The following is a 26019-nucleotide window of genomic DNA, read 5'->3' as shown; positions in this document are numbered from 1 at the left end:
CTATGTCTAAAATTAAAAAAGCTGAAATTAAGCGTAGCCCTTTAAGCTATGAAGAATTAGAGAAATTAACGATAAACGATCTATATAAATTAAAGTTGACTGATGAAGAAACATCAATGTTGCGGGAGATCAATCGACTTCGTCAGGAAAGAAATATCGAACGAGGGAAAAGGCTTGACATAGAGGAAGAGCCAATTGTCGCCGATTTGCGTACCGTTGGCTTAGAGCTTGAGTCCGTCTGGGATTTAGTCAGTAGGCCTTCAAATTATCCTGAGGCCATCCCTATTCTTCTAAAGCATTTGCAAAAACCCTATTCCGACCGGACCCGGGAAGGCATTGCTCGTGCTTTATCTATCCGTTATCCGGTGGTCAGAGCGGCTTGGCCAATTCTCGTCAAAGAGTACTGCAATACGCCCGAAGGCTGGGGCATTGTCGCGCCAGATGATACAGTCAATGTAAAATTGGGGGCTAAAGATGGCCTTGCCTGTGCACTTTGTGTTGCAGTCACGGATGAAACCTTGGAAGAGTTCATTAATTTGGTCAAAGACCCGGCAAATGGAGACAGCCGGATACTGCTATTAAAACCTTTGCGTAAATCGAAAAACCCACTGGCAAAGATGGTACTGGAAGAGCTTGCAAGCGATCCTGTTTTTGCAAAGGAAATAGGTTCTTGGAACAAAAAGGGCCGTAGGGATGATTAGCCGAGTAGGACGGGCATGCTGTTTATGCCCGACGCTCCACCGTCCGGAGTTGGATGGGTCATTGGTTTCGTTGCGGTTTTCCATCATCGGACGCTTAAACGTCGGGCAACGATACGGCTGTTGCCCGACCTTGTATGATAAAAATAACTGAACTGACTCAAAAAAGATCAAGCACGTAGGATGCGGTGAGGTACGAACCGCATCGTTCGAGAAACATGGCTCCATTTATTAAACCATGACCGAATACCGCCGTTTCCGACATCCCGGAGCCACTTGGTTTTTCACGGTGAACTTGGCCGAACGCCGGGGAAACCGGTTGTTGACTGACCGAATTGACCTGTTGCGGGTGGCCTTCTCCCATGTAAAAGCCAAGCATCCCTATGAAATTGATGCCATCATGGTTTTGCCCGACCACCTGCATTGCATTTTGACCTTGCCGGACGGGGATTCCGATTTCTCTACCCGTTGGGGATTAATCAAAGCCCATTTTTCCCGTCATCTTGAAAAAGGCGAGCGGATTTCAAAAAGCCGTGCAAAACGGGGCGAGCGAGGCGTGTGGCAAAGGCGTTTTTGGGAACACTTGATCCGCGACGAAGCCGATTACCGGCAACATATCGACTACATCCATTGGAACCCCGTCAGGCATGGCTGGACGCAAAGTGTCAAGGATTGGCCGTATCCAGTTTTCACCGCTATGTGCGTCGTGGGGCGTATCCAGAGAATTGAGGTAATGATGCCAATGTCTCCAACGTTACGGTGGAGGAGTGACGCGAACGATGCGGTTCGTACCTCACCGCATCCTACGGGCTCATAAGCCAAAGCGTGATAATCGGCGGGTAACTCTTTCATAAATTCTTCAAAGCGGATGTCTTGGGATGTGGGCGGGACGACCATGTTTCATTACAAAACCAACTATATGCTGCTACTTATTAATTTTCTTAAGTTAGCGCGTATCGGTTTCAACCTCCGTCCTACCCTGGACTTTCCACGCATTTTTAAAATCCAATTTCGAAATGGGGCGACAAAAAAGCCCGGAACAATTGCCATCACCATAAAACCCTTATACAATCATTTCAAACAACCGTTTAATATTACCGTTTATATGCCGGAAACCCCTCAGGAACTGACCTTTAACCGCTTGTTGCAAGCCGCCGTCGAGGTGTTCGCAGAATATGGCTTCCGTGACGCGACGGTGCGCGAAATTTGCACACGGGCAAATGTCAATGTGGCCTCAGTCAATTATTATTTCCGTAGCAAAGAAGCCTTATACGGCCAAGCCTTGGCTTTTGCGTTTACAGAAATGAACAGACGCTATCCTTACCAAGCCGCCCAAGATAAAAGCTTGCCCCCGGAACAGCGCCTGACCTTATTCATCAGCCATTTTGTGCATAAGCTGTTGGATGATAGCCATTTTGGCATCGCAGGCAAACTGATCAGCCGCGAAATTGCCGAACCGACTAAGGCCTTGGATATTATTATCGACCAGGCAATTGTCCCACAATGCACGTTGCTGGAGGAGATTATCGGGCAACTTTTAGGCGGGCGGGCAGACAAACTGGCTTTGCAGCGTTGCGTGCTCAGCGTTTTGGGGCAATGCCTGATGTTCAAGCATTCCCGCTCCATTATTGACCGCCTGTTCCCCGAGGCCATCGCCGGACAAACCGCCATACAAGCCAGCGCCGAACATATCGCGGCATTTTCCTTGGCCGCCATCAGCCATTTAAAGCCAACCACGGCAGGCGCCTTATGAACCATATTGCCTTGAAAATGTTAATGGGCGACAAAGGGAAATATTTGGGTATCGTTATGGGACTGACGTTCGCCTCGTTGATCATGACCCAGCAGCCCGCTATTTTTGTTGGCCTGATGGCGCGGTCTTATAGCTTTATCTCCGATGTCGGCTTGCCGGACATTTGGGTGATGGACCCGAAAGTGCAGTTTATTGACGACATCAAACCCATGCAGGACACCGAACTGTACCGTGTGCGCGGCATTTCCGGCGTGGAATGGGCGATGCCGTTATATAAGGGCATGCTAAAAGCGCGGCTGACCGACGGCACTTTCCAGACCTGCAATGTCATCGGCCTGGATGACACGACGCTAATCGGCGGCCCGGCGGTGATGCTGGAAGGGAAATTAAGCGATTTACGCCGTAGCGACGGGGTCATTGTCGATATTGATGGCGCAAAAGACAAATTGGGCAAAGCGGCGGCAAGCCCTGACGGCAAAAACACGCCGCTGAAAATCGGCGACAGCCTGGAATTGAACGACCGCCGGGCAATCATCGTAGGGATCGCCAAAGTCACGCGCACCTTCCAATCGCAACCCGTGATTTACACCACCTATTCCCGCGCCAAAGCCTACGCGCCCAGGGAACGCAGGTTATTGTCGTTTGTCGTGGTAAAAGCCAAACCAGGCCAGAACCTTGACGAACTGACCCGGCGCATAACAGCCACCACGGGCCTGGCAGCCTATACCCAAGACGGTTTCAAACAGCTGACTTACAACTATTTTCTAAAAAACACGGGCATCCCGATCAACTTCGGGATTACGATTGCGTTAGGTTTTATCGTCGGCACCGCGATTGCCGGACAGACTTTTTATAACTTCACGCTGGAAAATCTCCGCCAATTCGGGGTGTTAAAAGCCATGGGTGCCAGTAATGGCACCTTGTTGCGCATGATCTTGCTACAGGCGGTATTGGTCGGCAGTATCGGCTACGGCATGGGGGTCGGCATCGCGGCCTTGTTTGGTTTTCTGATGCGCCATACCATTTTGGCTTTTAAAATGCCTTGGCAACTGCTGCTATTCAGCGGTGCAGGTATCAGCCTGATTTGTATCATGGCCGCGCTCATCAGCATCATGAAAGTCATCCGGCTGGAACCCGCCATTGTCTTTAAGAGCTAAGCCATGAACGCCAAACCTCCCGCTATCCGGTGCCAAAATCTCGTTAAAATCTACGAAGCTGGCGGACAACAGGTGACCGCGCTCAACGGCGTGGATCTGGATATTGCCATGGGCGAGCTGATGATGTTGGTCGGGCCTTCGGGTTGTGGCAAGACCACGTTGATTTCGATCATCGCCGGTATCCTTGACCAAACCTCGGGCGGTTGTGAATTGTTTGGCGAAAATTTACTGGCGTTGCGCAACAAGGACAAGTTGCTCTTCCGTGCGGAAAATATCGGTTTTGTATTCCAGGCCTATAACCTCTTGCCCACCCTGAACGCCGCCGAAAACGTCTCCGTCCCCTTGATCATTAACGGGGTAAAGCGTGCGGAAGCCGAACGTAGGGCAAAACAAATCTTGGATAAAGTCGGCCTGGGCGCGCGGACCAAAGCGTTGCCTGCCGAGCTGTCCGGTGGCCAGCAACAACGGGTGGCGATAGCGCGGGCATTAATACACGACCCGCGCCTGATCGTCTGCGACGAACCGACTAGCGCGTTGGACCATGAAAGCGGGCAAAAAGTCATGGACATCTTAAAAGCCGTAGCGTTAGACCATCAGCGCGTACTGGTGATCGTGACCCATGACGCACGGATTTTTAATTTTGCCGACCGCATAGCCGAGATGGACGACGGGCATATTCTCAAGGTGGTCAATTCCGCCGCCAAACTGAAATAAATTGCCCCCAAGGCCAAGGCGTAGCGGGACGACGACAGGCCCGCTTAACAATATTGACCCACTATTCCCAAGAGGCGATATGAAAATCAAATACCTGCTACCCATACTTGCCAGCACCGGGTTTATTTTTGCCACGTATACCGTGATCAGCGGCAGCCAGCCCATGCCCGTCGCCGCCGCCGTCGTCGAACCCGCATCGGCACCGTTCAAGGCCTTCATCGCGGGTTCGGGGATTATTGAAGCCCAAAGCCAAAATATTACCGTCGGCACGCCCTTATCAGGCATAGCCAGCAGCGTCACCGTCAAAGTCGGCGACAAGGTCAAAGCGGGGCAGCCATTGTTTTATTTAGACGACCGTGAAGCAAAATCGGCCATGGCGGTCAAACGGGCCGACCTCGCAAAAGCCCAAGCCGAGGTCAACGTCGCCCTCGCCAACGTCAACGAAAGCCAAGCGCTTAGCCGCTTAGCCGAAGCCGTCAGCGACAAACGCGCGATCAGCGCCGAAGAATTGCTTAAACGCCGCAACACGGTGCTGGTCACCAAAGCCCAATTGGACAGCGCCAAAGCCGCCGTCCGGCAAGCCGAGGCGGGTATCGCCGACATCCAAACGACGCTGGACAGGATGGTGGTGCGTGCGCCAGTCGATGGCGAAGTGCTGCAAGTCAACCTGCGCCCTGGGGAATTTGCCCAAGCGGGCGGCTTAGGCACGGATTTGCTGATCCTGGGGAACCTCGAGCAACTGCATATCCGGGTTGACATCGACGAAAATGATGCCTGGCGGTTTGATAAAAACACGAAAGCCGTGGCGTACTTACGTGGTAACCGGGATTTTAAGTTCGACCTGCAAATAGCCTACGTCGAGCCGTTTGTCGTCCCCAAAAAATCCCTGACCGGGGATAGCACGGAACGTGTGGACACGCGGGTTTTGCAAGCTTTGTACCGTTTTGACCGCAAACAATCATCGGTTTATGTCGGCCAACAAATGGACGTGTTCATCGAAGCGCCGGAATTTGCCACCGCCCACCGCGCCGGAAACTTAACGCACACGGGGGGTTAGCCTTTATGAAGCCCCAACAAATGGCCTTGGCCATCAGCTTATTGCTCACGGCCTGCGCGGCGGTAGGCCCGGATTATCAAACGCCCGACATCGCCACCCCTAAGCAATGGCAGTCTGCAAGCGGCAAACAGACGGCGGCCGGCACACAAACGGGGACTTGGTGGCAAACCTTCAATGACCCGCAGCTCAACCTACTGGTCGCCGAAGCCATTGCCGCGAACCTGGATTATAAAAAAGCCCTGGTCCGCATCAAAGACGCCCGCGCCCAACGGATGTCCATTTTCGCTTCCGCCTTGCCGGCTTTAACGGCAAAAAGCAATATCAGCCGCCGCCTGAACAACACTTCAGGCGGCTCTTCCCAAGGCGGCACGGCGGGCAGTGGTTTTGGCGTCGGCAACCAACTGATTGACATTTTCCAAACTGGCTTTGATGCGCAATGGGAATTGGATTTTTTTGGCGGCGTCCAGCGTTCGGCGGAAGCGGCGGATGCGGCAGTGGAAAGTGAAATCGAAAACAGCCGTGCCGTGCTGGTGACCTTGCTTGCCGAAGTCGCTAGAAATTACCTGGAACTTCGCGCCAACCAACAATGGCTGGCCATCACGCAAGACACCCTGGATAACCAAACGGAAACGCTGGAATTGACCCAAATCAGGCAAGAATCGGGGTTGGCCAATAGTTTGGAAGTCACCCAAGCGCAAGCGCAGCTGGCCGCCACGCAGGCACAAATCCCTAATTATGAAAGCCAAATCCAACAAAGGCTGCACGCGCTGAGTTTGCTATTGGGATTGCAGCCTGCCGCCCTGAACGCCAGGCTGCAACGCCCTGCCGCCATCCCCAGTGTCACGGCCACCGTCATTCCCGACCTGCCTTCTGAATTGTTAAAACGCCGCCCTGATATCCGCCGCGCAGAACGCCTGTTGGCGGCGGCAGTGGCCAATATCGGTGTGGCCAAATCAGAACTATACCCCAAGATAAATTTGACGGCGTTCTTGGGCTTGCAAAACCTGAGCGTCAAAGACGTCACACCCATCGGCAAATCGTGGTCAACCGCCGCCTCCTTGACGATGCCGATTTTCAACTGGGGCAACCTGCAAGCCAATATCAAAAGCAAACAGGCCTTGTCGGAAGAAGCGAAGCTGGATTATGAAACCAGCATCTTGACGGCGTTTAAGGAAGTCGAAGACGCGCTGGTTGCCTACAGCAAGGAACAACAACGCCATAAGGCCTTGGAACGCGCTGTCGCCGCCAACCAACTCGCGGTGCACTTGGCGACTGAGCGTTACCAAAAAGGCCTGACCGCATTTATCGACGTGCTGGATAGCCAACAGGCGCTGTACCAAAGCCAAAACAACCTCACCGACAGTGCGATGGCCGTTTCCAGCCAATTGGTCGCGCTCTATAAAGCCCTAGGCGGCGGCTGGCAAACGCAGGCCAGCGCCGGCACCTGCAATGGCTGTAAAAATAGCTGGACCGAGAGTATTCACCAAGGGACAAAGGCTTTATCATATAAAAACCCGCCTTAACACCATCATCGCCAGCATTTGTCCACACATCATAATCCACCAACCCCACCACGATGGCCGATCAGCGCGATACTGCGCAATCTCCTCCTGTTTTTTCTCCTGTCATCTATCGGCCTCGGCTTCCTGCTCCGCTGGTTACCGCCACCGACCTCCGGGGTCATGCTTTATCGGCATGCCGAAGACCTATTGGGACATGGGTTATTCCATGCCATAGATTACCGTTGGGTCAGCGGCGATGAAATCGCCCCGGCCGCCTACCTGGCGGCGGTAGCCGGGGAAGACCAACAATTTTTCCGGCACGGGGGGTTTGACATCAACTCCATCCAATCTTCATTGGCGGTTTACAGCCATGGGGGCAAACTGCGCGGAGCCAGCACCATATCCCAGCAAGTCGCCAAGAACCTATTCCTGAGCCCGTCAAAAAACGTCATCCGCAAAGGCCTGGAAGTCTGGTTCACCCTAGTGCTGGAATTGCTCTGGGATAAGGAACGGATCTTGGAAGTGTATCTGAACATCGCCGAATTTGGCGACCATCTGTTTGGCATCGAAGCCGCCAGCCAACATTATTTTGGCATCCCCGCCAAAAAATTGAGCCGCCCGCAAGCCGCCTTGCTGGCCGCCACCTTGCCCAATCCCTTCAAGCTGAAAGCGGCGAAACCTTCGGGTTATCTGATCAAACGGCAACAATGGATACTTAGGCAGATGCAGAATTTGGGGACGCTGCATTAACAATGCCGGAATGTTTTTTTAGCCCCATTCGGTAAGGTTTTAAAAACGCCTAACCAGCCCCGGCGCAAGTCCCATACCAGCCAACCTTATCACCACTGGGACTCGCCCGTTTCAGGGTCATACATCTCATGGACTATCGTATGGCGGTTGGCGATCAGCTCCTCAATGCTCGGCGACAAATTCATGGCCCGCGAGATGGCCAATTTCATGGCTTCATAGTTAGTGCGGTACAAGTCCTTGCGGTCAAGATCCGGGTTGGTGGCGCATTCTGGCGCGATCCAGACCATGGCGACGATGCACAAATCATTCGCCAATCCGGCGGGGATGACGCCGTCAATGACACTGTCCAGCACCGCATCGGCGATGGCCGATTGCACGGGGCCGCCGAACAGGTTGACGTAAGCCGCCGATTTGATGGTCACTTTCGGCACGATCATGGTCGCCGGACGCACTTGTTGGTTACAGGCCCGGATGGCGAACATGCGCGTATGGCCTTCGGTTTGCCCCATCAGGTTGGCGAACGCCTGCCCCGCCGGGCCTTTGACGCTACCGATCAAAATTTCCGGCATGGCATCGGTGCCTTGGCCTTCACTGGAAAATACCGTGGCTTCGCCGGTCCTGAACCAAATGGAATCTGCTGTGATGTCTGACATGGAAAACCCTTTCTTATAATAGGAAAAAGTTGGCATTCTAGCGGATAATCACCAATGGGCAATAGTTATCTGGTTTTGCCAAAATCGTCTGAACATTTGGCCCGTTACGGGTTCAGAGAAGATAACCAATACTTAAGCCGTTTTAACTTTGTCAGGAAGCCATTATGAATATGAAACCCATTTTATCCGCAGCCACCTTCGCCTTATTCACGTTTAGCCACTTCAGCCAGGCACAAGCCTTAAACCTGCCCTTACAGCTTGATTACGGGCTGATCAATAAACTGGTGAGCAACAGCCTCTATAAAGGTTCAGGCAACACCGCCGAGCTTTGGCAAGACGGGCAAAAATGCAGCTCCTTAAAGCTCGCCAACCTGAAAATCGACGGAAAGGACCAACAGATCCGCTTGGCCAATGATGTGTATGTGCAATTCGGCACGAAACTGGGCGGCCAGTGCATTCCCTTGTTGAACTGGCAAGGTGTACTGGAAACCTTGCAGCAACCCGTCTTGAGCGCCGACCATACCGTGCTGAGCTTGCCCGTGACGCAAGCGATCGCTTACGACCAACAAGGCCATCAGGTCAATATCAACAAATTGCAGGAATTGCTGAAAAGCGTTGTCGAGCCCAAACTGGCCGGGCTAAGCATTGATTTGAACCGCGTGCATAAGGATATGGAACGCAATGTCAGCACCTGGCTGCCCAAACAGGAAGCCGCGGAAGTCAGCCAGATGCTGGACACCTTGACCTTTACCAGCGCTACGGCCAACGACCAAGGCATAGCGGTGCAACTGGGTTTGGACGCCCCCGTCAAACATGCCGCACAAGCCCCTAGCGCCGCACTGACGGCGGACGAACAAAAACAATGGCAGGTGATTTGGAAAAATTGGGAAGGCTTGCTTAACAAATCTATCCAAAGCATCGGTCAGGACGGACAAAGCCAAGCCTTACAAGCAACCCTGAGCAATATGCTGCAAACCTCCGGCACAGCCTTCCAGGCGGGTTTGGCGGGCCAAGAAAGCAATGGCAACGACCCCGTACGTGATTTTTTTAGCCAGTCGTGGGAAAAACTGGCCCCGCAATTAAAACAGCTCAGCAAACAAATGCCGGGGCTTGATGGCTTTAATTATCTGGGCATTATCGCGGCGACGGATGTGCTGTACGAATTGGAAAATAACGTAGCCCCGCTGGGCATCACCTTTACTTCGGACGGTTTGCGGAAATTGGCGCGATTATTGATTGCGGGAAAACAACAACAGCTGCAAGCCCGCCAGTAACTTAGGCCCAACGGAATAGGCCATCGTAAGTTGGATAGCGACGGCTAGCTGGACGCCTTCCCAAACTATGCCAAGTAAGCGAATCCTAACAACTATTTTTAAATTAAAAAAATTGGAAGGAGGACATAATGAACAAAATCATATTATTTTTCCTGTCACTTTTTCTGGCATGCTTTACCACAAGCGTACGGGCCGAGGTGTTCAAATGTGTGGTTGACGACAAAACCCTCTATCAACCCGACCCCTGCCCCGCTACCGCCGTCAAACAGGCGGAAATCGCCATCGAAAAACCCGATCCGGCAAAAACCGCCGAAGCGGAAGCTAAGTTAAAAGCCTGGGAAAACGATTTCGCCAGAAGGGAAGCCGAAGAGCGGCAAGCCCAGAAGGAGCGGCAAGCCGAATTGGACAAACAAGCGGAGCTTGACGCACTTAAGCGTAGCGCCAGGGCACAGGAAGAGCTTGCCGAGGAAGCCCGCAACCCCATCATCATCAACCGCCCTTATGTCGTCAACCCTTACTTCTCGCCTTACCATCGTCCAGGCGGCTTTGGCCATGACTTCCCGTACCGCTTTGGCAATGACCACCAGCCCCAGCAGCCACCTAACAAACAACCACGGCATTACGAGCTCAGCCCCCATTCACGATAACCATCCCTGACACCATGACCGAAAACCGCCCGCTAGCCCCATTAAACTTCGATAATTCCTTCATCCGCGAGTTGCCAGCCGACCCGGAACCCCTCAATTTCCGCCGCCAAGTATTGGGTGCCTGCTATTCAAAAGTCCAACCAACGCCAGTCAGCCGCCCCCGATTGGTTGCGTATGCCTGGGAAGTCGCGGATTTTTTGGGTTTGCCGCCCCAAGCTTGCGTAACCGATGAATTTGCCGAAACCTTTGCCGGCAACCGCTTGGCGGAAGGCATGGACAGTTACGCCACCTGTTACGGTGGCCATCAGTTCGGCAACTGGGCAGGGCAATTGGGTGATGGGCGGGCGATCAATTTGGGCGAAGTCGTCAACCGGCACGGCGAACGGTGGACACTGCAACTCAAAGGCGCGGGGCTTACGCCCTACTCCCGCAACGCCGACGGCCTGGCGGTGCTGCGCTCGTCGGTGCGGGAATTTTTATGCAGCGAGGCCATGTTCCATCTCGGCATCCCCACCACGCGTGCGTTGAGCTTGGTGCTGACGGGCGACACCGTCATCCGCGATATGTTTTATGACGGCAACCCTAAAGCTGAACCCGGGGCGGTGGTCTGCCGGGTTGCGCCCTCATTTACGCGCTTTGGCAATTTCCAAATTTTTGCCGCCCGTGGCGACTTCGCCGTGCTCAAGCAATTGGTCGACTACACGATACGCACCGATTTCCCGCATTTGGGTGAACCCTCGCCCGCCGTGTATTTAAAATGGTATGAAGAAATTTGCCGCCGTACCGCCGAAATGATTGTGCATTGGCAACGGGTCGGCTTTGTGCATGGCGTGATGAACACCGACAATATGTCAATTTTGGGCTTGACCATCGACTACGGCCCTTATGGTTGGCTGGAGAATTTTGACCTTAACTGGACGCCCAACACCACCGATGCTTCTGGTAGACGCTACCGCTTCGGCAACCAGCCGTCCATCGCTTTCTGGAACCTAGGGCAATTGGCAAACGCGCTGTTCCCGTTGCTGGAAACGGATGACATCGCCCCCCTGCAAGCCGCACTGAATGTCTACCAGCAGGCCTTTGCCGAAGGCTGGCAAACCATGATGGCAAACAAATTGGGTTTGCAACAATTTAATCAAGAGACAGACCATGACTTATGCGCAGAATTGCTCACTATCCTACAAAGCATCGAAACTGACATGACAATATTCTTCCGCCGTTTGGCGTTGCTAGACACCCATAATGTCCAGGCCGGCGACTGGCAACTGATGTCGCCGCTATTGGATGCGTATTACTTACCAGAACAAATCACCCCGGAATACCAAGCGCGGTTGGGGGCATGGCTAAGGGCTTATCTAGGCCGCCTCCACGGCGAAGGCCTGCCGGATGGCACACGCCGCCAACGCATGGACGCCGTCAACCCCAAATATGTGCTACGCAACTATCTTGCGCAACTCGCCATCGACCAGGCCGAACAAGGCGACTTTACCAAGGTGGATGAACTGCTGGAATTGCTGCGCCATCCTTACGATGAGCAACCAGATAAAGAAGGGTTTGCCGCCAAACGGCCGGATTGGGCAAGGCAACGGGCGGGATGCTCTATGTTGTCCTGTAGCTCTTGACACCATAAATAATGCCCGAGCTTTTTAAACCACGACGGCCTTCAAAACCTAAAACTAAGTTTCACCCAGTCAACGTTTATTCCGGTATCTAAAAGGTTGGATCATTTGCTCAAGAATACTGGGCGACATCCTTTCATTAATGCCATAGCGCTTAGGCCACTGTTGCTTAGGAAGGTAATAAGTGCCAAAAAGCTTATCCATCCACGGCAACATCGGGGCATAGTTTTTGTTGATAAGCTCTAAACTATCATTGGTGTGATGCCAATGATGGAATGCGGGGGTGGAAACAAACCACTCCAAGCAGCCAAAACGCCATCTTAAATTGGCGTGTATGAAAAAGCCCCAAATTGTCCCGACCAAGGTGACCAACAAAGGCATTAAATCCACACTATTTCCGCTAGGTTGCGCCAACCCCAAAAAATACATGGGGATAAACCCACAAAGGCGTGGGAAAGCCAGATCTATAGGATGCGCACGGGTATTGACCAGCCAGTCAATGTCTTCCGCACTGTGGTGGATGGCATGGAAACGCCATAAAAAAGGGACTTCATGCATCCAACGATGCCCCCAATACGTGCCAAACTCCCCGGCAACCATCGCCGCCCCGAAACGCGCCCATAGCGGTAATTGGGCCACGGCTTGGTGAAGCCCGACGGGAAGCACATCACGCAACCCCAGCATAATAAATGCCATAGGAATGGCTAACAGGAACTTTGGCAATAGCCCGCTAAGAAAATAATAAACCAAATCCGTGAGATAGGCTTTGCGGAAAAGTTTTTGCCTATGCAAAGGGAAACACCTTTCCAAAGGCACAAAGATGGCCATGATAACCAGCAACCAGAGTGATAACCTAAGAATATCAATGGCTAAAGCAGGAAGATGCAGTTGCTGGATAGCGTCCATAAGAGTCAATTGAAAAATGATACCCACAAAAAAAAGCGGGTGCCGTTTGCAAACGGCACCCGCTTTAGCTTAGCTGGCAGTTAGGCATCCAATGCAAGCTTTTGACCACGCCTTCTTATTACGACAAAGGCCATTAAGCCAACAACCATCAGCCTAATGCTACCTGGCTCAGGAACGGTTACTTCTGTCAGGGAGATACCGTCAATTAAACTAAATGGAGGTTGGCCTAATGGCCCGCCCAAAGCCATAAACCCCAATAATTGGCTGCTCGCAGTCGCCCTAAACGTCATAGTTTGCGATTCCCAAGGGCTAAAGCCTTTGCTTTTATTGTTCATCACATGGGACAACTGGCTGGTTCCCCCTGAAATGACCTTTGTTGATCCGGTATAAACTTGCCCATTAGGTAGCGTAATGCTATTGGTGGTCGTCAAATTGCCACCGAAAGAAACCTTCCATAAGTTTTGGGTATCGCCTGTGAAACCAGTTTGTTGCCCCGCCGCCTGATAAAAGCTTAATTTATACAATTGCCCTACATTCAGCCCGCTTATCGTTTGATAGAGGGTGGTCAATTGATAAGCGCCGTCGCTCACAATAAATTTGCCGCCATCAGGGCTTGAAGTTGGGATAGTGTTCAGGCCACCATTGCCTTTGTCCCATAACCTAATGCCGTTGCTGCCATTAATGCTTGTGCCTGCGGTACCCGGATAAGCCAGGAAGGTATAGCCATTATTCACGCCGGCACCTATCGTCCAACCACTAAGCTTGCCCGTGCCACTTTGAAGGATTGTCGATCCGGTTACACTGGCGGACGTTTCTTCAAACGACCCATTGTTGACAAAATTGAATTGGCCTGAGAAAGCAACACCTGAAACCGAAAGAGTAAGGGCTGCAAATCCGGTTATGATGAACTTACGCAATGCATTGCTAAACTTGCTTACTGCTACCATTGGCTTTTACTCGCTAAAATTAAGGATTTATTTTAGAGAATACAATAATCAGGCCAAAATACGCAACAAATATGTATTTTTAATAAAAAAACAATAAAAGCATATTTTGCGCCAATAATTCTTACAAAATACTATTTTTATTAAAAAAATACGCCAAAAAACAAATTTAATACCGCATCGCCTAGTTAGGTAGGCGTTATTGCCCAACGCATAGGTGACAAAAATTGTTACATACTGACAATTAGCCTTTCCATTGGGATGCATCCGTCCTTACGAGATAACTTTTGCATACGCATGCTGTTTGATCGGCAACGATTCGAACAACCTTAAATCTTCCGGGATACCTAAACCATACATGCCATCCGCTTCACTGCCTATGCTGTAATAGCCGATTTTTTTATGTTCGGCAACTAGGCCGTTATAGACCGGGGCGACGTAAAACTCGCCATTGACCCGAAAGTCTTGGGCGATCATCCCGTCAGCCGCCCTGACAAAATCGCTGCCTTTGGCAAAATTGTAAATGCCGACCGTGGCTTCATTAGAGACCACTTGTTTTTCAACCACTTCGGTAATATTGCCTTCGTCGTCAAAGCGTAAAAATGACCATTTGGGGTCGTTAGCGGTCATAGTCATGATCCAACCGTCCGCTTGGGCATTGCCCATCGCCAACAAATAATCATCAATCGCGACATCGACCCATTGGTCACTATTGGCGATCATCAAGGCATCATCATTGTCGATGAAGTCCCGCGCCAATAATACGGTGCAGGCCGCCCCTTCGGTGACCGCCGAAACAGGCACGACCTTGCAGCCAGGCGACCACTGCGCCAACTTTTCTTCCAGACCGTATTGCTGGAGATGCTCTTCCAAGCAGACAAAAATAAAACGGTGGGCTTGAGCCGGGCGCAAATTGGCGATAATCCAACGGATCATCGGAATGTTTTCGATGGGGATCAGCGGTTTTGGGTCCGGATAACCGGCAACGGCAAAGCGGCTCCCACGTCCCGCCATAGGGATCACGATGTTTAGCATGTCAGTTCCCGTCAACCATGTATTTGTCATTCGCCACGCAGGGCAGTTTAACCACCGTGGTCACGGTGTCTTCCAGGGCTGCAAAGTCGGTGGTTTCACCGGGTGCAATCGTGACAATGTCCCCCGCACTGTAAACCGTGCAGCCCATGCAGACCTTGCCGGACACGATCACGGTGATTTCGGTGGCGACCTTATGGTAATGGGCGGGTTCTTTATCCCCCGCCTGGTAATATTTGACGGCGACTTCGCATTGCCCGGTGTTATAAACGGTCGGCTCAAAATTGCCGACAAACCAGCCTTTGAACATATCGTCCAGTTTTGTGACTTGCATGGGGTTTCCGTTGGTTAGTTTTTGGGGATATCCAGATAAGCACGCAACTCGACCATCAGGCCTTGTTGCCATTCGATGATGTCCGTACCTGTTAACAGCAGGCCGTCAAGGTGCAAGGCAAACTCGATGACCGTGGTTTGCCCCGAACAAAAAATATTACGTGCGGAAAAATCCAGCCGTTGGCATGAGCTGAAAATGTTGCTGATGGCCGCCAGTGCAGCGGGCTTGCCTTCGATGCGTTTGACCACGGGGTCTTCCAAAACAAAATTATCAGCCAGTAAGGCGGCCACCGCATCCAAATTTTTAGCTGAAAAAGCGGCGACATAGGCTTTGGTTTTGGCAAGCAATTCTTGGTTTGATAACGGGGGGGTTTTTGTTTCCAAGATCACTTCATATTCATGCACTTTTTGTGGCGAATAAAAGTGGTGGTAATTTTCGGAAGGGATGTCGACCATTTTTAAGGTCTTATTTTGCAAGACCATTTCATTGAGCGCGGAAGACAAATAATAAATGCCATCAACATGCGCCTGCTTCTCCAAAACCCGCATCGCCGCTTTCACAAAATCTTGGGCATGGCGGTAATAATAAACCCCGGCAATGGCATGGCGGCTAATCGGGTGCTTTTCGGCGGCGCGGATGATGTTGCCGTCTTCGATTTGGACATACGACCATTTAGGGTGCACTGACGGGAAGCAAACCACACCGCTGTCTATCCCGGATGGCTGCCGTAACGGAGCCAAAGTAAGGCCAAGATCGACATCAAGGATATGGTCACTATTAGAAATGATCAGCTCATCACCGTTATCCAAATAATCAATCGCCAATAAAGCCGTACAGAGCGCTCCTTGGGTATATTGCTGCACAGGGATAATAATGGCCTTATCACCCGCAATCAAACGCAATACCGCGTCCAATTGGTAGCGTTGGCAGTCCTCTTCATTGACGATAAACACATAGCGGTCAGGCGATAGGGCATCAAAGTTGGCGATGACCCGTTCGATAATCGGGCTGCCCTTAATTTCCACTAAAGGTTTGGGATAAAGATAAGCTTCATCCCCAAAATGGTTGTTGCCACACATCGGGAAAAGTACGGTTAACACAGTTCTTCAATCTCCTTAATGCGGCGGCTGATATTGGTGTAATTGACTTCTGAAACATTGCTGACGCGTAGCAAATGCGCCCCGCTGGCCAAAGCGGCTTTTACGCCGTGGTCATTGTCTTCAACAATCAGGCACTCTTCGGGGCTAAGGCTTAACCGCTGGATGGCAGTGGAATAGATTTCGGGATCAGGTTTAGACTTTTCAACATCTTCATTGGATAGGAAGAACTCCAAGTAATCAATGAGGTTGGCACGTCGCATCATCAGTTCTATGCTGTTGCGGATGGAATTGGAACACACCGCCAATTGCAGGCCTTCATTTTTTAGCCTAGCCAACGCGTATTCGTGTTCAAACACTGGGGCGCATTTTTGGTGGACACACTCGATGGTGTAGATTTGTTTCAGATGGTTGATAAAGTGATGCAGCTTTTCCGGCAAACCACGCTCTTTCGTCAGCATTTCCAGTTTGCGGCGGGTGGGCAAGCCATCGTAAGTCACCAGATGGTCGAAACGGCTAATCTCCATACCAAACAGGCGCAATGCCTTGTTGAGGGCATCATAATGCCATTCGCGGGCATCAATCAGGACGCCATCCATATCAAACAAAATCGCCCGGATTTTAGCCATGAAAAAATTCCAATGCCTGTTGGGGGAAATCGGTGCATAACATTACATCGGGGTGTGCACACCAAGAAAACGACTTCATTTTCTCCCAGGTGGGAAAATGGGGGCGGCGATGCAGTTCGGGCGAAACGATACAAACTTTTTTGTGATGATCCAAATGTTCCTGGATGACCTGCCCAGACCACCATTCGCCGTGGAAGCCATCCAACCAAATGCCTTCGGCTTGCCCGTAACACGCAGGATCCGGTTCATATTCGCTCTGCCTCGAAAACACGTTAATATCTGCCTTTAAGTAACCCAACATATCGGGCACGGACATATCAAACGTAAAGTAATTGGAAACTTGATATTTTTTCAACAATTCCATGACCAAAACTTGCAAACCGTCCGCTTTAATATTGATGGCAAGCGGCAAATGTGGGCCAATGTCACGATGGATTTGTAGGAAATCTTCAAAAGGCAATGAGGTTGGGACTGGAATATCGTGGGAAATGACCAAATCGCCCTGGTAATCCCTAATATCTGTTTCTAACCCAAAGCCCTGCTCAAAGGAACGTTTAAAAGCTGCGACGGTATTTTTTTCTGAGGCGGATAACCAAAAACCTCTGTGGCTAAGTATTAACATGATTGTTTATTATTTTTAAAAAAATCCCATGTCCCCTGATAGGCCTTTTACCGATTGATCAAAATCAAATAGCAACAGCAGGGACTTAAAGGGCGGAAACTACTGTCGTTCTCTAATGCTTTTACCAAACGTTCTGCAACATCCCTATCCAAATTAATCAAATCATGTTGGATAGCTTGGAAAATATCTTCCGCTTTAAGAACGGTATTTATAAGTTGCCCCTTCGTCAAGGGTAGAGACCGGTTCACATATCCGCCCAACCATAAACCATGGCCGAACAATATATGCGAAAGCTCCATATTAAAAAATGCTAGACGATGTCCAACAAAAGTTTCTTTAAGTTTCAGCATACCGGCATAAAAATCCATACTTCGCTGGGAACCAATGGCAATTTGATCACCAATGCCATAAATTCCCTCACAAGTTTCAATAAAACTATCAATCCCTTCTTTTATACCCGTACACCAATCAACCAATATCACTTTTCCGTTATTGCAAGCTTCCGCGACCTCTAGCCAATTTGTATCCTTGACGGCATGCAATTCTAGGTCAGGACGCAAACGGATGACCAAATCATAGAATTTACCGTTTGTTTGCATCAGTTGATTACAGGCAGCAATCTTGTAGCGCATTTTTTGTTGATTGGTATATTGTCCAAAATCCCCTGATTGGTCATCCTCAACAACGACAAAATCAGTTTGGTAAAATTCTTTAAGTTGTTTCTCGGTAACGGTGCAGTTATTGTCGAGCAATGAAAATACGTTTGGCAGCTTTCCTTTAGCATCGTCATACGAATAATTTTTGCTTGCCATAAGATCCTGATACGCACGGAGAAAATGACCTTGAAAAACCCTATTGGCATGTGGAATAGGATAAGGTTTTTTAAAACCTACATCCTGCCACGTATGGACAAAAATATCCGGTTGTAGAGGATCAACAATAGACTTTTTAATGGAATTATATGCCTCTTTATAGCCGCGTAATTGCCCTGAAATACACAAAGCCACTTTAAGTTTTAAAGGCTTCCTAAAACTAAGGACGTTTACCTGGAAAATTGGTTTTAAGACGTTATCAATAGCTTTGATTGATTCAAAAAAATCCTGATCAGGATAGAGTGTTTTGATTTCAGTCAGGGACAGAATTTCTTTTTGCAGTAGATGTGTAAAAATATTCTTAAGGATGGCTTCGTTTTTGGATATGCAAAAAGATGGCAACAGTTTTAACAGCACCTCTTTGTCATTCAATGCGGAGAAACAAGGCTCCTCAGGAAAATAACCACGCATTATTAAACTGGCCAATAAGCAATCGACAGAATAATGCTCAATTGCTGCTTTAGCGATTGAAGACATAACGAATTGACGGTTAGTCAATTTTTCCAGAGATGCCCTCGCCTTACATAAATCACTAAAAGTAAACTGGGGGAGATAAAATTCAATATGATCTATAATAAAATGAGTAACTAAACTATTTTTTTTATAGAGGGCAAAAATAATCAGGAATAAAAATAACTTTCCATTGATTAATGGTTGGTGCTCAACCTCTGTGAGCGATATTATTCTTGGCTCAAGATAAGATAACAAATCAATAAATGCCCCAAAATTACGAAACCTAAAAGTAATAAGAGGTAAGTTAAAATTTTCTTGACCCAAAAATGAGGCAATCTGATGGATAGGTAAATTAACTAAATCTTCAGTATGTTGTAACTGAGTAATTCTACAATCAAAAAACCGTTGGATCAAAACAATAGGGATGGGATAGCTAGCTGCATAGAAAAATAATTCTTTAACGGCGGCACCTATATCATGCTCAAACAAAAATAAAAGATATTTCTCTAATAAAGATAGATTCTGGGACTGGATAAATGCAAGCCGCAATTTTTCTGACGCTTCATATAGTCGGCCTAATGCTTGTAATTCCGTAGCCGCTTCGCGGTAGGCAGCAACATTCAAGGGGTGATATTTGTTAATGGTTTCAAACTGGGTTAATGCCAGCTTCCTATTTCCCAATACTCTGGCAAATAAAGCAAATTGCCATAATATGGAAACGTTGGTAGGAGCTAAAGATAGGGCTTGGCGAAATTTTTGTCCAGCTTCAGTTAACCGCCCTAATTCTTTTAACGTAATTCCCAATTCATTGCATACCCAAGCATTTACAGCATCTTTTTCAGCAACCTCCGTCAATTGTTGCAAACAAAGCTCATGTTTTCCTTGAACCCGATTCCCCACAGCTTGATGGACCTTTGTTGCTAAATCATTAGGTGCGTGCATAAGTGCCACATCAAAAAAACTATTTGACTCATCAAACAATCCCATGTCCCTACACTCTACTCCTGCCTCACGGTATGCCCGAGATTGGTTAGGCGCTAATCCGATCGCTTCTTTAAAGAGCCTCAAAGCTTCTTGCCTACGGTTGGCTTGCCTAGCTTGAATGCCTTTCTGAATTATCTTATCGTAAGAAACAGTCATTATATGTCCAAGGATTGGGTGTGGACGATAAAAATATAGATCAAATATTATTTATCCATTCATGCCATCTGCTATTCTAGCCTTGAACCCTAACAAAGAAAAGGGAGTGTACGTTAATATCAGCTCATGATAGCTTTACGAGGCGGTCGAAAACGGCCGGGACAAGATCAAGGTTGACGATTCCATCTGGAAGGTGTGTGGCGAGGACTGCGGCATCGGCACCAAAGTGGAGGTGGTGGCGGTGGACGGCACCGTTTTCCGGGTCGCCCCGGTTGGCGGAAAGGGGCCGCAGGCCGGCGCCGGCCTATGACGGCTTTGCCGCCCCGGGCCCGGGGCAGAAACGGCGGGCAAAAAAAAGCCCGCCCCCGGTTGAGGGGGCGGGCTTCCTGGGTTGGGCGCTTGGCGATTCCCTACTTTCGCATGGCAAACCGCCACACTATCATCGGCGCTAAGCGGTTTCACTTCCGAGTTCGGGATGGGGTCGGGTGGTTCACGCTCGCTATGGTCACCAAGCAATTCGGTGTGCCCGGCGCTCGCCGGGCGGTGCGCGCCCCCTCCCGGGGGCGCGCGCGGAAACCTGTAAAGTCCATGTGTCGCCCGGGGCGGCGTCAGCCGCCCCGGGCCTTGGCCTGGCCACCAGGCCGATTGGGTGTTATAGGGTCAAGCCTCACGGGCAATTAGTACACGTTAGCTGCACGCATTGCTGCGCTTCCACACCGTGCCTATCAACGTCGTAGTCTCCGACGGCCCTTCAGGGGGCTCATGGCCCCGGGGAGGTCTCATCTTGGGAGGGGCTTCCCGCTTAGATGCTTTCAGCGGTTATCCTGTCCGCACATAGCTACCGGGCAATGCCATTGGCATGACAACCCGAACACCAGCGGTGCGTCCACTCCGGTCCTCTCGTACTAGGAGCAGCTTCCCTCAAACCTCCAACGCCCACGGCAGATAGGGACCGAACTGTCTCACGACGTTCTGAACCCAGCTCGCGTACCACTTTAAATGGCGAACAGCCATACCCTTGGGACCTGCTTCAGCCCCAGGATGTGATGAGCCGACATCGAGGTGCCAAACACCGCCGTCGATATGAACTCTTGGGCGGTATCAGCCTGTTATCCCCGGAGTACCTTTTATCCGTTGAGCGATGGCCCTTCCATACAGAACCACCGGATCACTATGACCTACTTTCGTACCTGCTCGACTTGTCCGTCTCGCAGTCAAGCACCCTTATGCCATTGCACTCATCGCCTGATTTCCGACCAGGCTGAGGGTACCTTCGTGCTCCTCCGTTACTCTTTGGGAGGAGACCGCCCCAGTCAAACTACCCACCAGACACTGTCCCCAGCCCAGATAATGGGCCCAGGTTAGAACTCCGAACAAACCAGGGTGGTATTTCAAGGTCGGCTCCACCGGCGCTGGCGCGCCCGCTTCGATGCCTCCCACCTATCCTACACAAATCGGTTCAAAGTCCAGTGTCAAGCTATAGTAAAGGTTCACGGGGTCTTTCCGTCTAGCCGCGGGTACACTGCATCTTCACAGCGATTTCAATTTCACTGAGTCTCGGCTGGAGACAGTGTGGCCATCGTTACGCCATTCGTGCAGGTCGGAACTTACCCGACAAGGAATTTCGCTACCTTAGGACCGTTATAGTTACGGCCGCCGTTTACCGGGGCTTCGATCAAGAGCTTCGCTTGCGCTGACCCCATCAATTAACCTTCCGGCACCGGGCAGGCGTCACACCCTATACTTCCTCTTTCGAGTTTGCAGAGTGCTATGTTTTTGCTAAACAGTCGCAGCCACCAATTTTTTGCAACCTTGTCCGGCTCCACCCGCGGGGGGCTTCACCTACTTAAGGCATACCTTATCCCGAAGTTACGGTATCATTTTGCCTAGTTCCTTCAGCCGAGTTCTCTCAAGCGCCTTAGAATTCTCATCCCACCCACCTGTGTCGGTTTACGGTACGGCCACCCGTGGCCTGAAGCTTAGAGGTTTTTCTTGGAAGCATGGCATCCATCACTTCGCCCGCAAGCGGGCCCGTCATCACGCCTCAGGATAGGGTTCCCCGGATTTGCCTAAGGAACCTCCCTACACGCTTAAACCGGCACTTCCAACCGCCGGCTGATGTAGCCTTCTCCGTCACCCCGTCGCAGCCACGGCCGGTACGGGAATATTAACCCGTTTTCCATCGACTACGCCTTTCGGCCTCGCCTTAGGTACCGACTCACCCTGCGTCGATTAGCGTTGCGCAGGAAACCTTGGGTTTTCGGCGAGGGGGTTTTTCACCCCCTTTATCGTTACTCATGTCAGCATTCGCACTTCCGATACCTCCAGCCAACTTCCCAGTTGACCTTCGCAGGCGTACGGAACGCTCCTCTACCGCCACACCAAAAGTGTGACCCGTAGCTTCGGTACTAGGCTTAGCCCCGGTAAATCTTCCGCGCAGGCCGACTCGACCAGTGAGCTATTACGCTTTCTTTAAAGGATGGCTGCTTCTAAGCCAACCTCCTGGCTGTCTGTGCCTTCCCACATCGTTTCCCACTGAGCCTAGATTTTGGGACCTTAGCTGACGGTCTGGGCTGTGTCCCTTTTCACGACGGACCTTATCACCCGCCGTGTGTCTCCCGCACTTGCACTTGTTGGTATTCGGAGTTTGCATCGGGTTGGTAAACCTAGACGGCCCCCTAGCCGAAACAGTGCTCTACCCCCAACAGTGATATGCGAGGCGCTACCTAAATAGCTTTCGAGGAGAACCAGCTATCTCCGAGCTTGATTAGCCTTTCACTCCGATCCACAACTCATCCCCGTATTTTTCAACAGACGTGGGTTCGGCCCTCCAGTCAGTATTACCTGACCTTCAGCCTGGTCATGGATAGATCGCCCGGTTTCGGGTCTAATCCCAGCGACTGAACGCCCTGTTCAGACTCGCTTTCGCTACGCCTCCCCTATTCGGTTAAGCTTGCCACTGAGATTAACTCGCTGACCCATTATACAAAAGGTACGCAGTCACCGGACAAAGCCGGCTCCCACTGCTTGTACGCATACGGTTTCAGGGTCTATTTCACTCCGCTCTCCGCGGTTCTTTTCGCCTTTCCCTCACGGTACTGGTTCACTATCGGTCAGTCAGGAGTATTTAGCCTTGGAGGATGGTCCCCCCATGTTCAGACAAGGTTTCACGTGCCTCGCCTTACTCGTTTTCACTGGCACAGGTTTTCGTGTACGGGGCTATCACCCTGTGTCGCCGGACTTTCCAGACCGTTCCACTAACACTGTGCCAACTTAAGGGCTGTTCCCCGTTCGCTCGCCGCTACTAAGGGAATCTCGGTTGATTTCTTTTCCTCCGGGTACTTAGATGTTTCAGTTCTCCGGGTTCGCTTCAGGCAGCTATGTATTCACTGCAAGATACCCTTGCGGGTGGGTTTCCCCATTCGGAAATCCGCGGATCAAAGTTTGTTTGCAAACTCCCCGCGGCTTATCGCATGCTACAACGTCCTTCATCGCCTCTGACTGCCTAGGCATCCACCGTATGCGCTTATTCACTTGACTCTATAACCCCAATCGGCCTGCCCCGCGCCCCGGCTCGCGCCGGCGCACGGGCGTCCTGTCGGGGCCTTGTGGCCACTTGACGCTTACATGTCGCTAGGATGCGCGCCGCGCCCGGCTCGCCGGCCGCGCTCGCGCATCGTTCCAATCTTTCGATTGCTTTACAGATTTCCGCATTGTTAAAGAGCTATTGATTGTGCATCAATTCTATAGGGCCTCGGCCCCGCGACGGGGAAAAAACCTATAGAATTGGCGCCCATGCCCGGATGCCCGGGCCTTCCCGCCTGGCCTTGCGGCCGCGTCCTGGATGGTGGAGCCAAGGAGGATCGAACTCCTGACCTCCTGCGTGCAAGGCAGGCGCTCTCCCAGCTGAGCTATGGCCCCAGGTCTGTACCAAGTCCCCGGCCCGTCCGCGCCGTTTCGCAGGGGCGCCGCGCCGCCGGGATGGCCGGCGCCGGGCGGCCGCTCCAAAAGTGGTGGGCCTGGGAGGATTTGAACCTCCGACCTCACCCTTATCAGGGGTGCGCTCTAACCAACTGAGCTACAGGCCCGGGCTCGTGTGGTGGTGGCCGAAACAATGTGTTGTGGGCGCTCGCGGCGCGTTTGCGTCTTTGTAAGGAGGTGATCCAGCCCCAGGTTCCCCTAGGGCTACCTTGTTACGACTTCACCCCAGTCACGAACCACAAAGTGGCAAGCGCCCCCCCGAAGGTTAGACTACCTGCTTCTTTTGCAGCCCGCTCCCATGGTGTGACGGGCGGTGTGTACAAGGCCCGGGAACGTATTCACCGCGGCATTCTGATCCGCGATTACTAGCGATTCCGACTTCACGGGGTCGAGTTGCAGACCCCGATCCGGACTAGGACCGGCTTTGTGGGATTGGCTTACCCTTGCGGGTTCGCAGCCCTCTGTACCGGCCATTGTAGCACGTGTGTAGCCCTACCCATAAGGGCCATGATGACTTGACGTCGTCCCCACCTTCCTCCGGTTTATCACCGGCAGTCTCCCTAGAGTTCCCGGCATGACCCGCTGGCAACTAAGGATAAGGGTTGCGCTCGTTACGGGACTTAACCCAACATCTCACGACACGAGCTGACGACAGCCATGCAGCACCTGTCTCAGTGTTCCCGAAGGCACTAAGGCATCTCTGCCGAATCCACTGGATGTCAAGGGTAGGTAAGGTTCTTCGCGTTGCATCGAATTAAACCACATGCTCCACCGCTTGTGCGGGCCCCCGTCAATTCATTTGAGTTTTAACCTTGCGGCCGTACTCCCCAGGCGGCCGACTTATCGCGTTAGCTGCGCCACTTACCCCATAATTGGGGCCAACGGCTAGTCGGCATCGTTTACGGCGTGGACTACCAGGGTATCTAATCCTGTTTGCTACCCACGCTTTCGTACCTCAGCGTCAGTTTTGGGCCAGTAAGTCGCCTTCGCCACTGGTGTTCCTTCAGATCTCTACGCATTTCACCGCTACACCTGAAATTCCACTTACCTCTCCCAAACTCTAGCCCGCCAGTTTCAAATGCCGTTCCCAGGTTGAGCCCGGGGCTTTCACATCTGACTTGACGGGCCGCCTACGCACGCTTTACGCCCAGTAATTCCGATTAACGCTTGCACCCTCCGTATTACCGCGGCTGCTGGCACGGAGTTAGCCGGTGCTTTTTCTATGGGTAATGTCAGTCTGCCGGGTGTTCGCCGGCAGGGGTTCCTCCCCATTAAAAGTGCTTTACAACCCTCAGGCCTTCTTCACACACGCGGTATTGCTGGATCAGGCTTGCGCCCATTGTCCAATATTCCCCACTGCTGCCTCCCGTAGGAGTCTGGGCCGTGTCTCAGTCCCAGTGTGGCTGATCATCCTCTCAGACCAGCTATGGATCGTCGCCTTGGTAGGCCTTTACCCCACCAACTAGCTAATCCAACATAGGCCCATCCCATAGCGCGAGGCCCGAAGGTCCCCCGCTTTCCCCCTTGGGGCGTATGCGGTATTAGCGTGGGTTTCCCCACGTTGTCCCCCACTACGGGGCAGGTTCCTATGCGTTACTCACCCGTCCGCCGCTCTCGCCCGAAGGCTACTCGCCCGACTTGCATGTGTTAAGCATACCGCCAGCGTTCAATCTGAGCCATGATCAAACTCTTCAGTTTCAATCAGTTTTGCCGCTTAATGAGACAAGCGGCCAATCTTGGCCCGGCAAAACGCCCGACGCAATCTTCGATTGCGTGCGGAGCCTTGTGCCGGTTGTTTGCATACACAAACCGCCGCCGCAAGCGCCCACACACATTGTTTCGGTCCACCTTGTTAAAGAGCGTTGGCGCTTCACGCCAGCTGAGTCGGACTATTATACAGATCCAAAACAACCTGTCAAACTTTTTTTTCAGCCCCGGGAACCTTGCCCCGGGGCGGCACGGCCAAAACCCGCCGCCGCGCCGGGCGGCCTCCGCCGCCCCGAACTTCCCGCTTACCGTGAAGAGCCGACTATTCTAACCAAACCACAGAAGTTGTCAAACTAATTCTTGGATTATTTGCGTAAATTGTTGCCTATGCCAAGCCAGAAAACCATCTTACCAATTAACTATCAATATGTTAAGTAATTTGACATAAGTTTTATGGTATAAAATATAAGCTTTTTGA

Annotated in this window: 20 protein-coding genes, 2 tRNA genes, 3 rRNA genes and 1 pseudogene; 12 read left to right on the top strand and 14 right to left on the bottom strand. The window is 51.4% G+C overall.

Going from position 1 to position 26019, the window contains the following annotated elements:
- The first annotated feature begins 2 nt into the window (after positions 1-2).
- The 8 genes and pseudogenes from METMI_RS24020 to mtgA all read left to right on the top strand — a co-directional run bounded on the left by METMI_RS24020 (position 3) and on the right by mtgA (position 7631).
- The gene (locus tag METMI_RS24020) at positions 3-701 is read left to right on the top strand and encodes a hypothetical protein (RefSeq protein ID WP_019866746.1); all 699 of its coding nucleotides are present in this window, start codon (positions 3-5) and stop codon (positions 699-701) included.
- A 235-nt stretch (positions 702-936) separates the two neighbouring features.
- Positions 937-1427, top strand: a pseudogene (locus METMI_RS24015) (REP-associated tyrosine transposase).
- A 190-nt stretch (positions 1428-1617) separates the two neighbouring features.
- Positions 1618-2451 (top strand): CerR family C-terminal domain-containing protein, encoded by an 834-nt coding sequence (locus METMI_RS0113095; protein WP_232215222.1) that lies wholly within the window; start codon positions 1618-1620, stop codon positions 2449-2451.
- On the top strand, positions 2448-3608 hold the full coding sequence (locus METMI_RS0113090; RefSeq protein ID WP_019866744.1) for an ABC transporter permease: 1161 nt from the start codon (positions 2448-2450) through the stop codon (positions 3606-3608). Before METMI_RS0113095 ends, METMI_RS0113090 begins: the two co-directional genes overlap by 4 nt.
- A gap of 3 nt (positions 3609-3611) precedes the next feature.
- Positions 3612-4322: an ABC transporter ATP-binding protein gene (locus tag METMI_RS0113085; protein ID WP_019866743.1), complete on the top strand. Its 711-nt coding sequence runs from the start codon at positions 3612-3614 to the stop codon at positions 4320-4322.
- A gap of 79 nt (positions 4323-4401) precedes the next feature.
- Positions 4402-5379 (top strand): efflux RND transporter periplasmic adaptor subunit, encoded by a 978-nt coding sequence (locus METMI_RS0113080; protein ID WP_019866742.1) that lies wholly within the window; start codon positions 4402-4404, stop codon positions 5377-5379.
- Positions 5380-5384: 5 nt separating this feature from the next.
- Positions 5385-6902, top strand: coding sequence for an efflux transporter outer membrane subunit (locus METMI_RS0113075; RefSeq protein WP_019866741.1), 1518 nt, complete (start codon positions 5385-5387; stop codon positions 6900-6902).
- A gap of 18 nt (positions 6903-6920) precedes the next feature.
- Positions 6921-7631 (top strand): monofunctional biosynthetic peptidoglycan transglycosylase, encoded by a 711-nt coding sequence (gene mtgA, locus METMI_RS0113070; protein WP_040572792.1) that lies wholly within the window; start codon positions 6921-6923, stop codon positions 7629-7631.
- An 89-nt stretch (positions 7632-7720) separates the two neighbouring features.
- Here mtgA and fae read toward each other — a convergent pair whose 3' ends face one another.
- Positions 7721-8284: a formaldehyde-activating enzyme gene (fae, locus tag METMI_RS0113065; RefSeq protein ID WP_029151680.1), complete on the bottom strand. Its 564-nt coding sequence runs from the start codon at positions 8282-8284 to the stop codon at positions 7721-7723.
- Positions 8285-8448: 164 nt separating this feature from the next.
- On the opposite strand from fae, the gene METMI_RS0113055 reads away from it, so the two are divergent.
- From METMI_RS0113055 to METMI_RS0113045, 3 genes are all read left to right on the top strand, one after another.
- On the top strand, positions 8449-9558 hold the full coding sequence (locus tag METMI_RS0113055; protein ID WP_019866737.1) for a hypothetical protein: 1110 nt from the start codon (positions 8449-8451) through the stop codon (positions 9556-9558).
- Positions 9559-9686: 128 nt separating this feature from the next.
- Positions 9687-10205 (top strand): hypothetical protein, encoded by a 519-nt coding sequence (locus METMI_RS0113050; RefSeq protein ID WP_019866736.1) that lies wholly within the window; start codon positions 9687-9689, stop codon positions 10203-10205.
- 14 nt (positions 10206-10219) lie between these two features.
- Positions 10220-11827, top strand: a complete 1608-nt coding sequence (locus tag METMI_RS0113045) for a protein adenylyltransferase SelO (RefSeq protein ID WP_019866735.1) — start codon at positions 10220-10222, stop codon at positions 11825-11827.
- 69 nt (positions 11828-11896) lie between these two features.
- On the opposite strand, the gene METMI_RS0113040 is transcribed toward METMI_RS0113045, so the two are convergent.
- From METMI_RS0113040 to METMI_RS0113005, 8 genes are all read right to left on the bottom strand, one after another.
- Positions 11897-12730 (bottom strand): sterol desaturase family protein, encoded by an 834-nt coding sequence (locus METMI_RS0113040; protein ID WP_040572791.1) that lies wholly within the window; start codon positions 12728-12730, stop codon positions 11897-11899.
- Between the two features lie 80 nt (positions 12731-12810).
- Entirely contained in the window at positions 12811-13677 is an 867-nt protein-coding gene (locus METMI_RS25505) for a PEP-CTERM sorting domain-containing protein (RefSeq protein ID WP_019866732.1), read from the bottom strand.
- A 270-nt stretch (positions 13678-13947) separates the two neighbouring features.
- A complete protein-coding gene (locus METMI_RS0113030; RefSeq protein ID WP_019866731.1) occupies positions 13948-14709 on the bottom strand; it encodes a glycosyltransferase family 2 protein in 762 nt (253 codons plus the stop codon).
- 1 nt (position 14710) lies between these two features.
- Complete coding sequence (locus METMI_RS0113025; protein WP_019866730.1) at positions 14711-15040, bottom strand: cupin domain-containing protein; 330 nt, start codon at positions 15038-15040, stop codon at positions 14711-14713.
- 14 nt (positions 15041-15054) lie between these two features.
- Entirely contained in the window at positions 15055-16140 is a 1086-nt protein-coding gene (locus METMI_RS26985) for a nuclear transport factor 2 family protein (RefSeq protein ID WP_156829849.1), read from the bottom strand.
- Complete coding sequence (locus METMI_RS0113015; protein WP_019866728.1) at positions 16134-16766, bottom strand: HAD family hydrolase; 633 nt, start codon at positions 16764-16766, stop codon at positions 16134-16136. Before METMI_RS0113015 ends, METMI_RS26985 begins: the two co-directional genes overlap by 7 nt.
- On the bottom strand, positions 16759-17388 hold the full coding sequence (locus METMI_RS0113010; RefSeq protein ID WP_019866727.1) for a PI-PLC domain-containing protein: 630 nt from the start codon (positions 17386-17388) through the stop codon (positions 16759-16761). Before METMI_RS0113010 ends, METMI_RS0113015 begins: the two co-directional genes overlap by 8 nt.
- Positions 17389-17435: 47 nt before the next feature.
- Positions 17436-19853, bottom strand: coding sequence for a tetratricopeptide repeat protein (locus METMI_RS0113005; protein ID WP_083930302.1), 2418 nt, complete (start codon positions 19851-19853; stop codon positions 17436-17438).
- Between the two features lie 166 nt (positions 19854-20019).
- Here METMI_RS0113005 and METMI_RS27885 point away from each other — a divergent pair, with 166 nt between their 5' ends.
- The gene (locus METMI_RS27885) at positions 20020-20163 is read left to right on the top strand and encodes an NfeD family protein (protein WP_456299008.1); all 144 of its coding nucleotides are present in this window, start codon (positions 20020-20022) and stop codon (positions 20161-20163) included.
- A gap of 87 nt (positions 20164-20250) precedes the next feature.
- Here METMI_RS27885 and rrf read toward each other — a convergent pair.
- The 5 genes from rrf to METMI_RS23990 form a co-directional block, all read right to left on the bottom strand.
- A 5S ribosomal RNA gene (rrf, locus tag METMI_RS0112995) occupies positions 20251-20366 on the bottom strand.
- 143 nt (positions 20367-20509) lie between these two features.
- Positions 20510-23393 (bottom strand): 23S ribosomal RNA (locus tag METMI_RS0112990).
- A gap of 305 nt (positions 23394-23698) precedes the next feature.
- Positions 23699-23774 (bottom strand) — tRNA-Ala (locus METMI_RS0112985).
- Positions 23775-23864: 90 nt separating this feature from the next.
- Positions 23865-23941 (bottom strand) — tRNA-Ile (locus METMI_RS0112980).
- A gap of 63 nt (positions 23942-24004) precedes the next feature.
- A 16S ribosomal RNA gene (locus METMI_RS23990) occupies positions 24005-25532 on the bottom strand.
- Together the 16S, 23S and 5S rRNA genes with 2 tRNA genes alongside form the textbook arrangement of a ribosomal RNA operon.
- Positions 25533-26019: the final 487 nt, after the last annotated feature.

Source organism: Methylovulum miyakonense HT12, from assembly GCF_000384075.1.
Lineage (GTDB): Bacteria > Pseudomonadota > Gammaproteobacteria > Methylococcales > Methylomonadaceae > Methylovulum > Methylovulum miyakonense.
Note: the sequence above shows the minus strand (reverse complement) of the source record. Positions and strands in the feature narration are given on the sequence as shown.